Here is a 15,213-nt window from a genome sequence, read left to right as displayed (position 1 = left end):
CAAGGGAGGCGATGAAAGCCCTCTCGCCTCTCGCCACCGCCTGGACCCGCTCGAAGCCGCCCTTGCTGCGGTTCCTGGACAATTGCCTCAGCGAATTCTCCGCCGAAACGTCGGGCCATGTCGCCGATTACATTCCCGAGCTCGGCAAGGCGGACCCTGCCTATTTCGGCATCAGCCTGGCGACGCTTGACGGCCATGTCTATGAAGTCGGCGACTCAAGGGTGCCCTTCACCATCCAGTCGATGTCGAAACCCTTCGTGTTCGCGCTGGCGCTGGACCTGCTCGGCGCCGGCAAGGTCGAAGGCGCGATCGGCGTCGAACCCTCCGGCGATCCCTTCAACTCGATCCGGCTCAATTCCGAGAACCATCCGTTCAACCCGATGGTCAATGCCGGCGCGATCGCCTGCACCGGGTTGATCTACGACAGCAAGGGCGCGGAGGCTTTCGAGCAGATCCGCCTTGCGCTCAGCCGTTTTGCAGGCCGCGACCTTTCCGTCGACGACGCCGTCTATTCTTCCGAGAGCCAGACCGGCGACCGCAACCGCGCAATCGGCTATCTGCTCAAGACCAACGCGGTGATCTCGGACAACGTCGCCGGCGTGCTCGACGTCTATTTCCGGCAATGCGCCGTGCTGGTGACCGCGCGCGATATCGCGGTGATGGCGGCAACGCTCGCCAATCGCGGCATCAATCCGGTCACCGGCGAGCAGGTGCTGAGCGCCTACGCGATCTCGCGCACACTTTCGGTGATGACGTCGTCGGGCATGTACGACTATGCCGGCGAGTGGATCTACCGCATCGGGATCCCCGCCAAGAGCGGCGTCGGCGGCGGCATCCTGGCCGCGCTCCCTGCCCGCCTCGGCCTCGGCAGCTATTCGCCAAAACTTGACAAGCACGGCAACAGCGTGCGCGGCATCAAGGTCTGCGAGGCGCTGTCCTCGCATTACGACCTGCACATGCTCAACCGCAGCGACGACGCACGCAACGCCGTCATCGCCGACTACGACATCGGCAAGAGCCCGTCGCGCCGCGTGCGCCGCCCGCAGGAGCGCGAGATCCTGGCGGCCCACGAGCAGGAGGTGCGCATCATCGAACTGGTCGGCACGCTGTCGCTGTCGGCGGTGGATTACGTCTCGCGCCGGCTCGCGGGACGACCGCGGCCGCAATTCGTGATCTTCGATCTCCACCGCGTGACCTCGACTACGCGGGCCGGCGCACGACTTGTGGCCGAAGCGTTCGAGGAATTGGCCGCGCTGAATGTCACGGTGGTCTTGTCGGGCGTCCGGCGCGCCTCCAAGGAATGGAATACGTTACGCGAATGGACCGCTGAGCTGAAGAACGTGCGCGATTTCTATCTGCTCGACACTGCGATCGAATGGGCCGAAGACCAGATCGTCTATCGCTACGGCGGCTCGATCGATTTTCACGAGACCACCGAGCTAGCCGAACAGCCGCTGCTGACCGGGCTGAGCGAGGAAGAGCTGACGGATCTCGCCTCGCTCTGCACCATCAGGACCTATCAATCCGGCGCCAAAATCCTCACGGCCGGCGACCCCGCCGATGCCCTGTACTTCCTGCGCAGCGGCGCTGTGCACGTCACCTTGCCCGATGGCGTCAGGCTGGCGACGCTCACCGCCGGCATGGCGTTCGGCGAGATGGCGCTGCTGGAACAAACCCGCTCCGCCGACGTGTTCGCCGACATGGCAGCGACGGCATGCGAGGTCCCGCTGAAGGATTTCGAGCGCTTCCGCAAGCAGCACCCCCGCGCCAGCGAATGCATCATGCGTAACCTGGCCCAGCTCCTGGCCGACCGCCTGATCGTCGCCAACGCCAAGGTGGATATTCTGACCTCGACGTGAGCGGTTCATGCGCAACAGATCGTCATGCCCGGGCTGTCCCGGGCATCCACGTTCTTCGTGCTGCGCGGCAAGTCGTGGATGGCCGGGACAAGCCCGGCCATGACGCCGGAGCTCCCAGCTTTCACTTGCTCTACCGGCTCGCCGCTTCGCTGATGCGTCGCCTGATCTTGGCGGCACTGGCGTTGAGCAGCGCGGACGGCTGCTGGCCGGTGGCGGCGCACAGGCAGGCCCAGTAGTAGACGACATCGCCAAGCTCTTCGACGAGACCGGCCTTGTCGAGCCAGTCGTCGCGCAGGAGCTTCTTGATGTGCTCGGCGACCTCGCCCGCCTCAGCGGCAAGGCCCAGCCCGAGATAAGACAACCGCTCGTTCGACGGATGCTCGTCGACTTTGGCAATGGTTGCGGCCCAGGCCGCATATTCATCGATTGTCATGAGCATCCCTCGCAAGCCGAGCTTTGGATCAGCCCACCACTTCGGTGACGGGCTGGAGGTCGATCTCGAACGTCTCCAGGAATTTTGATGTCATGATGTAGAAGCCGACCGAGAGCTGGAGCTCGACCAGCGCCGCTGGCGTCAGCTTCGATGCGATCGCCTTGAAGGTCGCATCCGTCGGCTTCGTCAGCTTCACGATCTCGTCGGTGAAGGCGAGCGCGGCGCGCTGCACCTCGTTGAAGCAGGATGCGGCCTGCCAGTTCTCGAGCGCCTCGTTCTGCTCGTCGGTGACGCCGACATTCTTGCCGATGCGCTTGTGCGCGACGATCTCATAGGGTGCCTCGCACAGAATGCCGGTACGGGTGATCGCAAGCTCGCGCACGATGGGGTCGAGCTCGCCCTTGTGCCTGATTGCGCCCCCGAGGCGGCAATATTGCTCAAAGTAACTCGGCGAATGCGCCATCATCCGGAAGATGTTGGCATGGCGGTTCTTGTCGAGGATTTCGCGGGTGCGGTCGGATGCCTTGGACGGGTCGCTGTACTGAATGCGGGCCATGATTTTCCTGAAGCTTTCCCTGATCTTTTGATGCTTTTTGTCGCCATTGGCGAAGGTTCCCGAAGACTCTATTCGCGTGGGGACGCACGAGCAACATCATCGAGTCAAATTGCCGCCGCATTGCTGATCGACCCTGACACAGTCGATATTCGCCGCGGGGGGACAAATCGCGGCGGATACTCGCAAGGGGTGTTCCGAGTAAAAACAATTGGCCGTCGTATGCGCTCACCGCGCAACGATGAGTCACGCCCAAGTCTAGGGAGAAACGGCATGAAGGAAGCCACCAAGGGGGCAGCCTCGGGAGCGCTCGCGCATATGCTGGCGGTGACGGCGATGCTCGTCATCGCCAGCATCTTGTTCTACGGGCGTTAGAGTATTTCGATTGCGCATGATCTTTTCGGAAAACCGCTTCACACTTTTCCGGATCAGGCGCTCAGCGTTTTCGTCATTCCGGGGTGGCTCTCGCACAAGCCAAGCCCAGAATTCCCGTTCCAGGCTCGGTCGCATGACCGCCCCCGAATGACGGATCCCTCGGTTGGCGTGTAGCCCGAATGAAGCGCAGCGCAATCCGGGAAGTCTGTCCGCGAGGTGCGAATCCCGGATTTCGCTGCGCTCCATCCGGGCTACATTCGCGTTTCCCTATTTGGTTTTGGCAAAGAACGGCACCAGCTTGCCGGCAAAGGGCTTGAGGCTCGCAATGACCGAATCGCCGATGGCGAGGTCATTCTCGCCGTGGGCCATCATGCGAAATCCCTCGGCGCAATCGACCAGCAGGATGTTGTAGGGCACGTGCGCGCGCGTCTCGGGCGTTGCCGCGCGGCAGACCAACGAGGTCGCATACACCCTGCCCTTGCCGCTGGCGCGCTGCTCGCGCGGGTCCGATTCGCCACAAGCTGCGCAGAAGGCCCGATGAAAATACTGTACATGCCCGCATGCGGTGCAGGCCTGGTAGGTGATGGCCTCTTCACCCTTGGTCCAGTCCGCAAGACGCTCACTCATCGCACCCGCTCCAGGAACATGCTGACGTGAGACGACAGCACGCCGCCGTCGCCGTGCAGCAGTGCAATCGAGGCGTCGCGGACCTGGCGGGTGGCCGCCCGCCCCGTCATCTGCAAATGCGCCTCGACGAGATGCGCCATGGCGCCGCCGACGCCGCAATGGCCGTAACTGAGCAGGCCGCCATGGGTATTCAGCGGCATCGCGCCATCACGGCTGAAATGGCCGGCGCGCACGCGCGCGGCCGCCTCGCCGCGGCCGGCGAGACCGAGGTCTTCCAGCAGCATCGCGAGCGTGATCGTAAAGCTGTCGTAGATCGCGGCGTAGCGCACGTCGAAGATCGCGAGACCCGTGGCCGCCTTTGCACGCGCGATGGAGATCTCGGCGCCAAGCTCGCTGAGGGCGGGCGCTGCCGTGACATGCTGATGCGTGTGGGCCTGGGCGCAGCCGCGGATACGCACGCCCGCTTCCCCGGTTCGCTCGCGGCTGACAACGAACGCCGCGCCGCCGTCGGAGACCGGGCAACAATCGAGCAGCTTGAGCGGCAGCGCCACTGGCTTGGAGGCCATGACGTCGGCGACATTGATGGGATCGTGGAATTGCGCGCCGGGATGGGTGCAGGCGTGGGCACGCATCAGCACCGCGAATTCGGCGAGATCCTCTTCGGTCACGCCGTATTCGTGCATGTATCGGTTGGCAACGAGGCCGTAATAAGCGGGAATGGTCGGTCCTAACGGCACCTCGTAGTCGGGATGGCCGACCTGCGCCAGCGCCTGGATCGAGGCATCGCGGCTCTGCCCGGTGAGCCGGTTCTCGCCAGCGACCACCAGAACGTTCCGGCAGACACCTGACGCGACGAGATGATGTGCAAGCATCGTCATCGCAAGACCCGTGGCGCCGCCGACCTGGACGGCATGGGCGTAAGACGGGCGGATACCAAAATGCTCGGCGAAGACGGTGGCGAGCATGATGTGCGGGGAGACCGTGGAATAGCCGCAGAGGATGCCGTCGATGTCGGTGCGCTTGAGGCCGGCATCGTCGAGCGCGGCTTGCGCGGCCTCGCTCATCAGGTCGAGCGAGGAGGAGCCCTCGTGCTTGCCGAACGACGTGAGGCCGACGCCGGTGATGAAGCTCATGGTGCCATTTCTCCACCGTCATTCCGGGGCGCGACGAAGTCGCGAGCCCGGAATCCATCGAACGGCATGTGCGGAGGATGAATGGATTCCGGGCTCGCGCCCAAGTGGGCGCGCCCCGGAATGACGGATGAGAGAAGCGTGGTCATCTCCACTCCCCCTACTCCGGTGCGTCACGCGTGACGCCGTCGCGCACCATGGCTGCGATCTCGTCAGCGGAATAGCCGATCTCGCGCAAAATCTCGGCGCCGTGCTCGTTGAGCCGCGGCGCCAGGCGTACCGGCTCGGCTTCGGTCTCGGACCAGGTCGCCGTCACTTTCATGCTGCGGATCGGACCTTCGGTCGGATGGGTCACCACCGGGAAAAAGCCGGTCGCCTCCAGATGCTCATCGTGCAGGATCGAGGCGAGATCGTGCATCGGCATGACAGGCACGTCGGCTTTCGTCAGCAGGTCGATCCATTCCGCCGTGGTCCGCGTCTCGAAGATGCGGGCGAGCTCGGCATACACCACATTGATATTGGCGGCCCGGCCGGCGAAGGTTGCAAATTTGGGATCGGCGCGCAGGTCGTCGCGCCCCGTGGCCTTGAAGAAGTTCTCCCACTGCTTGTCGTTGTAGACGATGACGCTGAGATAGCCGTCCGAGGTCTTGTAGGGCCTGCGGTCGCGCGAGAGATGGCGGGCATAGCCGCCCTTGTCGAGCGGCGGCTCGAACGTGAGCCCGCCCATGTGGTCGCCCATGACGAAGCCGGCCATGGTCTCGAACATCGGAATGTCCAGACGCTGGCCGCGGCCGGTGCGGTCGCGGTGCACGAGGCTGGCGCAGATCGCGCCGACCGCGGTGAGGCCGACGATACGGTCGACGAGCGCGTTCGGCACGTAGCGCGGCACGCCGTCGCCGGTCTGCGCCATCAGCGCCGGCAGCGCCGTGGCGCCCTGGATCAGGTCGTCGTAAGCGGGTTTTGCGGCATAGGGCCCGTCCTGGCCGAAGCCGAACACGCCGGCATAGACCAGGCGCGGGTTGATGGCGGAGACGACGTCGTAGCCGAGCTGCAGCCGCGCCATCGCCTGCGGGCGGACGTTGTAGACCAGGACGTCGGCGTCCTTCAAAAGCCGCAGCACGGCTTCGCGCCCCGCAGCCTTCTTCAGATCGAGACAGATCGAGCGCTTGCTGCGGTTGGTGTTGAGAAATACCGGCCCCATGCCGGCGTGACGCATCGGGCCGATCAGGCGGGTGACGTCGCCGTCCAGCGATTCCACCTTGACGACGTCGGCACCGTAATCGCCGAGCATTTGGGTCGCATAAGGGCCCATCAGCACGGTGGTCATGTCGACGACCTTGATGCCTTTCAGCGGCCCCATCGTTCGCTCCCGATTGCGCCGAGCCCAACTGCCCACGCGATTTCGGTCCAGCTAACGGCAGTGCCGCCGCTCGCGCAAGGGCGGGCGGCGTATGGCGGCATGCGCCGCGGGGCGACGTCGGCCGCTATTTCTTCTGACGGGATTCCCGGATCTTCAGGAGCCGGTCGAGTTCGTCATTCTGCTGATTGATCCGGTCGGCGATGCGCGACTCGTTCTGCTCGCCGGAGGCGGCAGCGGCCTGCTCGATGAGCTGGCGGATATTGTCTTCGAGGATCGCGATACGATCGTTGAGTGCGTCCATCGACAGTGAATCTTCGTAGTTAGTGCTCATGATGCATTTCCCGCAAAATCAATCAGAGCATTAAGGGGGCCGCGCGAGCCCACCATGATCTAACGCAAAGAAATAAGGCGGGCATGGCGTATGGCGCCTTTGCCCACCCTACAGGATCAAACTACTTCAGCGGCTCCAGGACGGAGACGTAGTTGGCGACGGCCGCGCCACCCATGTTGAAGATGCCGCCGAGCTTGGCGTTCTTGAGCTGCATGCCCTCGGGCGCCTGGCCCGCGAGCTGCATCGCGGTCATCACATGCATGGAGACGCCGGTGGCGCCGATCGGATGGCCCTTGGCCTTGAGGCCGCCGGACGGATTGACCGGCAGCTTGCCGTCCTTGAGCGTCCAGCCTTCTTTGATGGCGCGGGCGCCCTGCCCCTTCGGCGTCAGACCCATCGCTTCGTACTCGATCAGCTCGGCGACGGTGAAGCAGTCATGGGTCTCGACGAAGGAGAGATCGGACAGCGTGACACCGGCCTTCTCCAGCGCCCGCTGCCAGGCGACCGTGCAGCCCTCGAACTGCAGGATGTCGCGCTTACTCATCGGCAGGAAGTCCTGGGCGTGCGCAGTGGCGCGGAAGCCGATCGACTTGGTCATGCCCTTGGCCGTCTCGGCATCGGCCAGCACCAGCGCAGCGGCGCCGTCGGAGACCAGCGAGCAGTCCGTCCGCTTCAGCGGGCCGGCGACATAGGGGTTCTTCTCGCTCTCGGCGCGGCAGAAGTCGAAGCCAAAGTCCTTGCGCATCTGGGCGAAGGGATTGGCGACGCCGTTCTTGTGGTTCTTGGCCGCGATCAGCGCCAGCGCATCGGACTGGTCGCCGTATTTCTGGAAGTAGGAGCTGGCGATCTTGCCGAACACGCCGGCGAAACCGCCGACCGTGTCGCCGTCCTCAGGGAGGTAGGAAGCCTTGAGCAGGTTCTTGCCGATCTCGGCGCTCGGCGTGCGCGTCATCTGCTCGACGCCGACGACCAGCACAATCTTGGCCGCCCCTGCGGCAATCGCGCGCAGGCCCTGATGCACGGCGGCAGATCCCGTGGCGCAGGCGTTCTCGACACGGGTCGCCGGCTTGAAGCGCAGCTTGGGATCGGCCTGCAGTACCAGCGACGCCGTGAAATCCTGCGGCGAGAAGCCGGCGTTGAAATGGCCGAGCACGATCTCGTCGACATCACCGGCCGAGATGCCGGCATCCGCCAGCGCCTCATTGGCGACGCGGGTGACGAGGCTTTCGACGGTTTCGGTGTCGAACTTGCCGAACGGCGTATGCGCCCATCCGACGATGCTGGCGGTCATGGTCATTTCTCCCTGGAGGCCTCTTCCTGAGCTAAGTCTTAGCCCAGGGATGGCAAGACTTCACGCGGCTTTCAGCGCCTTGAGGGTCCGCTCGCAGATGGCAGTTATGCCGGCCCAGTTCCCGGCCCGGATTTCCGCCGTCGGGCACAGCCAGGACCCGCCAACCGCAACGACATTGGGTTCAGCCAGCCAGGTCGCGGCATTGGCCTCGCCCACCCCGCCGGTCGGGCAGAACCGCAGGTTCGGGAACGGCCCGCCGAGGGCGCGCAGGCCCTTGATGCCGCCGGCCTGCTCCGCCGGGAAGAACTTTGCGACGTCGAAACCGTAGGACAGCGCCATCATCAGCTCCGAGGCCGTGGCAATGCCCGGCGCGAACGGCAAGGAGCTGTCGGTCGCGGCCTTGAGCAGATCGGGGGTCAGGCCCGGGCTGATGCCGAACGCGACGCCGAGCTTCTCGACGCGGCTGAAGTCGGACGGGTTGAGAATGGTCCCGATGCCGACGACCGCCTCGGGGACCTCGGTCATCATCGCGCGCGCCGCCTCGATCGCAACGGGGGTGCGCAAGGTCACCTCCAGCGTGCGGACCCCGCCGGCAACCAGGGCGCGCGCCAGCGGCACCGCATCCTGGATGCGCTCGATGGTGAGGACGGGAATGACGGTCGCAGCCTTGAACAGGGCGACGAGGTGGTTCTGTTGGGCAGCCGTGGTCATGGGTCTCGATTCATTTGGTCGCTGTCTAATTGTTGGCCTGGCGGGACGCCGCCGGCCGGTGCCGCTTCTTCGGCGGCATGGCATAGCCCGGAATGATGGCGCCGGGATAGCAGATCACGAGGCTGGCGAGCCGATGTCCTGATAGGGCCGCCTCGGCCGGCTCGGCGCCGGCAAGTCGGGCCGCGATATAAGCCGCGGCGAAGCTGTCGCCGGCGGCGGTGGTATCGACCACCCGCTTGGTCATGGGCTCGGCGCGGACCTCGCTGGCGCCGCCGGGGTAGCGCAACAGGCTCACCGGCTCGGGCAGACGGAACACCAGTTCCGGGGTTGGGATGCGCGCCATCAGCTGGTCGTGACTTTCGCCGGGATGGAGGGCGAGCAGATCCTCGGTCGAGGTCAGCACGATGTCGGCGGCCGCGAAGGCGGTCGCAAACACCTCCCGCGCGATATCGCGGTCCGGCCAGCCGCGCGCGCGGAAATTGGTGTCGAACACGAAGCGAGTGCCGAGCAGGCGCGCGCGCTTGATGGCGCCGAACAGGCGCTCGCGCCCGGCCGCGTCGTAGATCGAGAGCGTGATCGCAGAGAGATAGACGACGTCGTAGCTCATCAGCGAGTTGAGCAGCTCGTCCGTCTCCGGCAGGCTCATCAGCTGGCGCGCGGCCGCACTGTCGCGCCAATGGAAGAACTGGCGCTCGCCCTCCGCATCCGTCTGGATCATGTAGAGGCCGGGCAGCTTGCCCGCGAGCCGCACGACACGCCGCGTGCCGACGCCTTCCGCATTCCAGGCCGCGACCATCTCGTCGCTCAGGGCGTCATCGCCGAGCGCGGTGAGATAATCGACCTTGACGTCCAGCCGCGCCAGATACACCGCCGTGTTGAGGGTGTCGCCGCCGAAGCCGCGTGAGTACAGGCCACCGCCCTGCCCCTGCCCGGCGGACGCGCCGCCCTGGGCCTGCCGCAGCTCGACCATGCATTCGCCGATGCAAGCAACGCTCGCCATCATCAGGGCCCGCTCAGTCCGAGCTCAGGCGACGAAATTGCCGCCGAGCTCGTCTTCGATGTGAATGCGGATGATATCGTCGAACGTCTTCTCGGCGGTGGTGAAGCCGAGTTCGCGCGACCGCCTGGCATCGAAATTGCGCGGCCAGCCGCCGACGATGCCGACGATGAAGGGATCGGGCTCGCGCTTGATGCGCGCGGCGACCTTCTCGCCCGCAACCCGCTTCAAGGCGGCGATCTGCTCGCCGACCGTGGCCGATAGGCCCGGCATGGTCAGGTTGCGGCGCGGGCCGACAGTGGCGAGATCCATGGTGCCGGCGTGAAGCAGGAAGCCGACGGCCGAGCGAGGCGTCGCGTGCCAGTGGCGGACGTCCTCGGAGACCGGAAGGATCGCTTCCTTGCCGGCGAGCGGTTCGCGCAGAATGTTGGAGAAGAAGCCCGATGCCGCCTTGTTGGGCAGGCCCGGCCGGATGCAGATGGTCGGCAGGCGGATGCCGATGCCGTCAAGGAAGCCGCGGCGGGAATAATCGGCGAGCAGAAGTTCGCCGATCGCCTTCTGCGTGCCGTAGCTGAGCAGCGGGGTATGGAAGAACTCGTCGCCGATCGCATCGGGAAACGGCGCGCCGAACACTGCGATCGAGGACGTGAACACCACGCGCGGCTTGTAGCCGCCGCCCGCAAGGCGGATCGCATCGAGCAGCATCCGCGTGCCGTCGAGATTGATGCGATAGCCCTTGTCGAAGTCGAGCTCGGCCTCGCCGGAGACGATCGCGGCGAGATGGAAGATCACGTCGGGGCGACCTGCGATCAGTTTCTCAGCCGCGCCCGGGACGGCGAAATCGCCCGAGACGGTCTCGACGGCAAAACCGGCCTGCTCCGGCTTCTTCGGCTCGACCACGTCATGCATGGTCAGCTTGGTGATATCGCTCTTGCCGAGCCGGCCGTCGCGCAGCAGCCGTTCACAGAGCTTGCGGCCGACCATGCCGGCGGCGCCGAGAACCAGAATGTGCAAGAGCTCAACTCCTTCTTATTGGCCGGACTTATTGGCCGGAGCGCGCCGCTCCTGAAACCATTGGCGCGCCCTCGGCAAGCCCCGCGATCATTCCTTCACGGCGCCGGTCATCGCCGACACATAATGCTCCACGAAGAAGGCGTAAAGGATCACGAGCGGCAGCGAGCCGGCCAGCGCGCCCGCCATCAGCGAGCCCCAGCGGTAGATGTCACCGTCCACGAACTCGTTCACGATCGCGACCGGCACCGTCTTGTTGCTGGTCGATTGCAGGAAGGTCAGGGCGTAGATGAACTCGTTCCAGCACAGCGTGAAGCAGAAGATGAAGGCCGAGATCAGGCCGGGAATGGCCAGCGGCACGACGATCTTGATCAGGATCTGCCAGCGGCTCGCCCCGTCGATCAGCGCGCATTCCTCGAGCTCGAAGGGGATGGTCTTGAAATAGCCCATCAACAGCCAGGTCGAGAACGGGATCAGGATGGTCGGATAGGTCAGGATCAGCGCCAGCGGCGAATCGAACAGGCCGTACTGATACACGACCGTGGCGAGCGGAATGAACAGGATCGACGGCGGCACCAGATAGGCGAGGAAGATCAGCCCGCCGACGAGATTGGCGCCCTTGTAACGCAAGCGCACGATGGCGTAGGCGGCGAACACCGAGGCGATGATCGAGAGCACCGTCGCGCAGATCGCCACGTACATCGTGTTCCAGAGCCAGTACGGATAGTAGCTCTCGAACAGCAGCTTGTGGAAGTGCTTGAAGGTCGGATTCCAGGTCCAGAACGGATTGTACTTGTCGAGGTCGAGCAGCTGCTCGTCGGGCTTCACCGAGGTCAGCGCCATCCAGTAGAACGGGAACAGCAGGACGACGACGATGATGGCGAGCGGCAGGTACAGCGTCACCAGCCTGCGCGGCACCGACTGCAGATAGCTCATGCCCTCGCTGTGATCATCCTTCGCGACTGTCGGAGCCGAGCTATGCAGGACGGCCTTGAGATCGATCCGCGAGGTGGGGAGATCAGTCATTGTTTTCTCCCTGCTGCCACTTGCGGCGCTGCAATCCGAACCAGGAGACCATGATCGCGGCGAGCAGGAACGGAATCATCGCGCTGGAGATCGCGGCCCCCTCGCCGAGCTGCCCGGCGATGATCGCACGCTGATAGGACAGGGTCGCCATCAGATGAGTGGCGTTGACGGGGCCGCCACGCGTCATCGCCCAGATCAGCTGGAAATCGGTGAAGGTGAACAGCACCGAGAAGGTCATCACGACGGCGATGATCGGCGTCAAGAGCGGATAGGTGATGTAGCGGAAATTCTGCCAGCGCGTGGCGCCGTCGAGCGTCGCGGCTTCATAGAGCGACGGCGAGACGGTCTGGAGGCCTGCGAGCAGCGTGATCGCGACGAACGGCACGCCGCGCCAGATATTGGCGAAGATCACGCAAATGCGTGCCCAGGTCGTGTCGCCGAGGAAGTTGATGTTCTGGTTGATCAGGCCGAGCTGCTTCAGCGACCAGGAGATGATCGAGAATTGCGAGTCGAAGATCCACCAGAAGGCGAGCGCGGAGAGCACCGTCGGAACGATGAAGGGGATGAGCACCATCGCGCGCAGCATCGCCTTGAACGGCATGTGCTCGTTGAGCAGCAGCGCGAGGTAAAGGCCGATGCCGAATTTGAAGGCGCTGGCGACGAAGGTGTAGAGCAGCGTATTGAACACCGACAGCCAGAAGATGGAATCGTCCCACAGCCATTCGTAGTTCTCGAAGGCGATGAACTGTCCGACCCTGCCGATGCGCGTGTCCGTGAAGGACAGCCAGATGCCCAGCCCCAGCGGATAGGCCAGGAAGAAGATCAGGAACACCATGGCCGGCACCATGAACCAGAAGCCGAGCCAATTGCGATTGTGTTTAAGCTGGGCCCAGGCGCCAGCCTCGGTCATCTGAGGCTTGGCCCGGGGAATTGCGACATCAGCCATGCCCGATATCCTTGATCGAAATGTTGACGAGCGGGCGACCCAAGAGGCGCCCGCCCCGTGACTGTTCAGCGATAGATGCGCTTCAGCTGGCGCTCGGCTTCCGCCATCGCGCCCTTCGCATCCTTGGCGCCGGTGCAGTAATTGGCGAACATGTCGACGACGATGAAGTCGGCGATCGCGGTTGCCGCCTTCTCGCCGACGGTGCCGATGCCCGACGCCGGCAGCGTGCGCTTGGAGGCCTGCGAGAACACGGCGTTCTTGGGATCGGCCGTCCAGATCGGCGCCGATTCATAGGCGTTCAGGGTCTGCGTCAGATAGCCCTGCGCGCCGGCCAGCCACTTCTCGTAGTTCTCCTTCTCCAGCATGAAGGCGACGAAGGCCTTTGCCGCATTCGGATATTTGGTGAAGTTGAAGGCGAGGATCGGCAGCGCCAGCTGCAGCTCGGTCGGCTTGCCGACCGGACCGACCGGCCAGAGCGCGTGATAGGTGTCCTCGGTGAGCTCCTTCTTGCTGGGATCGGTCTTGGCGGCGACGTAGATCGAGATGCCGTTCGCCGTGCAATAGAGCTCGCCGGCGAGATACGCCTTGTTGTTGGAGGAATCGTTCCAGGACGCCGTGCCCGGAATGAAGTTGTCGTACAGCGCCTTGCAATATTCCAGCGCCTTCGCCGTCTCCGGCGAATTGATGACGATCTTGTCGTTCTGGTCGACCGTGTAGGCACCGTGGCCCCACAGCACCCAGTGCAGCCAGGAATTGCCGTCGCCCGAGGCGTGACCGAGCGCGAAGCCGGCCGGCGTGTTGTTGGCCTTGAGCGCCTTGCACATCTCGAGGAAGCCGGGGAAGTCCTTCGGGAATTCCTTGAAGCCAGCCTTGTCGAGCGCCGACTTGCGGTAGGTCATGTAACCGCCGTTGGTCGCGACGGGAATGCCGAGCCAGTCGTTGCCGAGCTTGCAGGTCTTGGCCGCCGCATCGGTCCAGCCGCCGTATTTGTTGCCGAGATAATCGGCGACATCATTCATCTTCAGCACTTTGGTCGGGAAAAGCTGCGGCAGGGTGTGCAGACCCCAGGCGAGATCGAGGCCGGAGCCGGTGTTGGCCGCAACCGAGGCCTTCGGCTGCACGTCCTCGAAGGACTCGCTGAAGGTGTTCATCTCGGTGCCGGTCGCGGCCTTGAACGCCGCCACCATCGCGTTGAACGCATCGTCCTCCGCCGGCACGAAGCGCTTCCAGCGCATCACGGTCAGCTTGGCGCCCGGCTCGGCCTTCCAGGGCGCGCTCTGCGCCCAGGCCTTGGCGAAGTCGAACAGTGCCGGCCCCGTCAGCATGCCGGTCGCAGCCAAAGCGGTGCCGCCTTGAAGCAGAGACCGGCGGGTAAAGTCTTGCATGTTGTCCTCCCTGTGATGCTTTTTTGTTGTCTATGCCTTGTCGTCTGATGCGTTAGGCGTTCATGCGTTTGCCCGTCGCATCGTCGAACAGATGGACCAGCGATGGCTCGGGCTTCAGCCGCACCTTGTCGCCCGGATTGAACTGGTGACGCTCGCGGAAGACCGCGACGACCTGCTCGCCGCCGAGCTTGGCAAACACCTGCGTCTCCGAGCCGGTCGGCTCGACGACGATGATCTCGGCCTCGGCGCCGTCATCGGCGATGGTGAAGTGCTCCGGTCGCACGCCATAGACCGCAGGACGGCCGTCGGAATTGGCGGGCGCGGTCTTGAGCGGGAGCTTGACGCCGTTCGGTCCTTCGAAGCTCGCAACGCCGTTGACGCGCACATGGCCTTTGAGGAAGTTCATGGCAGGCGAGCCGATGAAGCCGGCCACGAACTGGTTGTCGGGCTTGTCGTAGAGCTCGAGCGGGGTGCCCATCTGCTCGACGATGCCGTCATGCATGACAACGATCTTGTCGGCCATGGTCATGGCCTCGATCTGGTCGTGGGTGACGTAGACGGTCGTCGTCTTCAGCCGCTGGTGCAGCTCCTTGATCTCGGTGCGCATGGCCACGCGCAGCTTGGCGTCCAGGTTCGACAACGGCTCGTCGAACAGGAACACCTGCGGATCGCGCACGATGGCGCGGCCCATGGCGACGCGCTGGCGCTGACCGCCGGAGAGCTGTCGCGGATAGCGGTCGAGCAGCGGCGACAGCGCGAGGATCTCGGCGGCGCGCTTGACGCGCTTGTTGATCTCGTCCGAGCTGGCATTCCGCAGCTTGAGCGAGAAGCCCATGTTGTCGGCGACCGTCATGTGCGGATAGAGCGCGTAGTTCTGGAAGACCATCGCAATGTCCCGCTCCTTGGGCTGGACATTGTTGACGACGCGGTCGCCGATCGAGATCGTCCCGGAAGTGATGTTCTCGAGGCCGGCGAGCATGCGCAGAAGCGTCGACTTGCCGCAGCCGGAGGGGCCGACCAGGACGACGAACTGGCCGTCCTCGATCGGAATCGTCACGCCGTGCAGGACTTCAAAATTGCCGAACGATTTCCGCACGTCGCGGATTTGCACAGACGACATCTAGCTCCCTCCTCGAAAGTCGACGGCGCCTCTCGCGCCGCGACCGTCTTGTTTTTCG

15 protein-coding genes are annotated in these 15,213 nt (G+C 64.4%); 1 reads left to right on the top strand and 14 read right to left on the bottom strand.

Features of this window, described 5'->3' with window-relative positions:
- The first annotated feature begins 11 nt into the window (after positions 1 to 11).
- Positions 12 to 1,859 carry a glutaminase A gene (glsA, locus tag I6F12_RS07375; RefSeq protein WP_225155872.1) on the top strand — a complete coding sequence of 616 codons (1,848 nt, stop codon included), beginning with the start codon at positions 12 to 14 and terminating at the stop codon, positions 1,857 to 1,859.
- A gap of 130 nt (positions 1,860 to 1,989) precedes the next feature.
- Here glsA and I6F12_RS07370 read toward each other — a convergent pair whose 3' ends face one another.
- From I6F12_RS07370 to ugpC, 14 genes are all read right to left on the bottom strand, one after another.
- Complete coding sequence (locus I6F12_RS07370) at positions 1,990 to 2,292, bottom strand: nucleoside triphosphate pyrophosphohydrolase family protein (RefSeq protein WP_036022497.1); 303 nt, start codon at positions 2,290 to 2,292, stop codon at positions 1,990 to 1,992.
- Between the two features lie 28 nt (positions 2,293 to 2,320).
- The gene (locus I6F12_RS07365; protein ID WP_036001128.1) at positions 2,321 to 2,848 is read right to left on the bottom strand and encodes a carboxymuconolactone decarboxylase family protein; all 528 of its coding nucleotides are present in this window, start codon (positions 2,846 to 2,848) and stop codon (positions 2,321 to 2,323) included.
- A 639-nt stretch (positions 2,849 to 3,487) separates the two neighbouring features.
- A complete protein-coding gene (locus I6F12_RS07360; RefSeq protein ID WP_225155871.1) occupies positions 3,488 to 3,847 on the bottom strand; it encodes an OB-fold domain-containing protein in 360 nt (119 codons plus the stop codon).
- Positions 3,844 to 4,980: a thiolase family protein gene (locus I6F12_RS07355; protein ID WP_225155870.1), complete on the bottom strand. Its 1,137-nt coding sequence runs from the start codon at positions 4,978 to 4,980 to the stop codon at positions 3,844 to 3,846. Before I6F12_RS07355 ends, I6F12_RS07360 begins: the two co-directional genes overlap by 4 nt.
- Before the next feature lie 157 nt (positions 4,981 to 5,137).
- Entirely contained in the window at positions 5,138 to 6,337 is a 1,200-nt protein-coding gene (locus I6F12_RS07350; protein WP_225125788.1) for a CoA transferase, read from the bottom strand.
- A gap of 124 nt (positions 6,338 to 6,461) precedes the next feature.
- Positions 6,462 to 6,668: a hypothetical protein gene (locus I6F12_RS07345; protein WP_036001140.1), complete on the bottom strand. Its 207-nt coding sequence runs from the start codon at positions 6,666 to 6,668 to the stop codon at positions 6,462 to 6,464.
- 121 nt (positions 6,669 to 6,789) lie between these two features.
- Positions 6,790 to 7,959, bottom strand: coding sequence for an acetyl-CoA acetyltransferase (locus I6F12_RS07340; RefSeq protein WP_027571779.1), 1,170 nt, complete (start codon positions 7,957 to 7,959; stop codon positions 6,790 to 6,792).
- A gap of 60 nt (positions 7,960 to 8,019) precedes the next feature.
- Positions 8,020 to 8,670, bottom strand: a complete 651-nt coding sequence (eda, locus tag I6F12_RS07335; protein ID WP_225155869.1) for a bifunctional 4-hydroxy-2-oxoglutarate aldolase/2-dehydro-3-deoxy-phosphogluconate aldolase — start codon at positions 8,668 to 8,670, stop codon at positions 8,020 to 8,022.
- Positions 8,671 to 8,695: 25 nt separating this feature from the next.
- Positions 8,696 to 9,670: a sugar kinase gene (locus I6F12_RS07330; RefSeq protein ID WP_225156133.1), complete on the bottom strand. Its 975-nt coding sequence runs from the start codon at positions 9,668 to 9,670 to the stop codon at positions 8,696 to 8,698.
- A 24-nt stretch (positions 9,671 to 9,694) separates the two neighbouring features.
- Entirely contained in the window at positions 9,695 to 10,681 is a 987-nt protein-coding gene (denD, locus tag I6F12_RS07325; RefSeq protein ID WP_036022474.1) for a D-erythronate dehydrogenase, read from the bottom strand.
- Between the two features lie 87 nt (positions 10,682 to 10,768).
- Entirely contained in the window at positions 10,769 to 11,704 is a 936-nt protein-coding gene (locus I6F12_RS07320) for a carbohydrate ABC transporter permease (RefSeq protein WP_036022472.1), read from the bottom strand.
- Positions 11,697 to 12,650, bottom strand: coding sequence for a sugar ABC transporter permease (locus I6F12_RS07315; RefSeq protein ID WP_085972022.1), 954 nt, complete (start codon positions 12,648 to 12,650; stop codon positions 11,697 to 11,699). The genes I6F12_RS07320 and I6F12_RS07315 overlap by 8 nt, the downstream gene beginning before the upstream one ends.
- A gap of 65 nt (positions 12,651 to 12,715) precedes the next feature.
- On the bottom strand, positions 12,716 to 14,035 hold the full coding sequence (locus I6F12_RS07310) for an ABC transporter substrate-binding protein (protein WP_036022467.1): 1,320 nt from the start codon (positions 14,033 to 14,035) through the stop codon (positions 12,716 to 12,718).
- Between the two features lie 52 nt (positions 14,036 to 14,087).
- Positions 14,088 to 15,155, bottom strand: coding sequence for a sn-glycerol-3-phosphate ABC transporter ATP-binding protein UgpC (gene ugpC, locus I6F12_RS07305; protein WP_036001178.1), 1,068 nt, complete (start codon positions 15,153 to 15,155; stop codon positions 14,088 to 14,090).
- Positions 15,156 to 15,213 lie beyond the last annotated feature (58 nt).

It is taken from the genome of Bradyrhizobium sp. IC4059, from assembly GCF_020193615.1.
Lineage (GTDB): Bacteria > Pseudomonadota > Alphaproteobacteria > Rhizobiales > Xanthobacteraceae > Bradyrhizobium > Bradyrhizobium yuanmingense.
The sequence above is the reverse complement of the archived record's forward strand: the minus strand, read 5'-3'. Positions and strand labels throughout refer to the sequence as shown.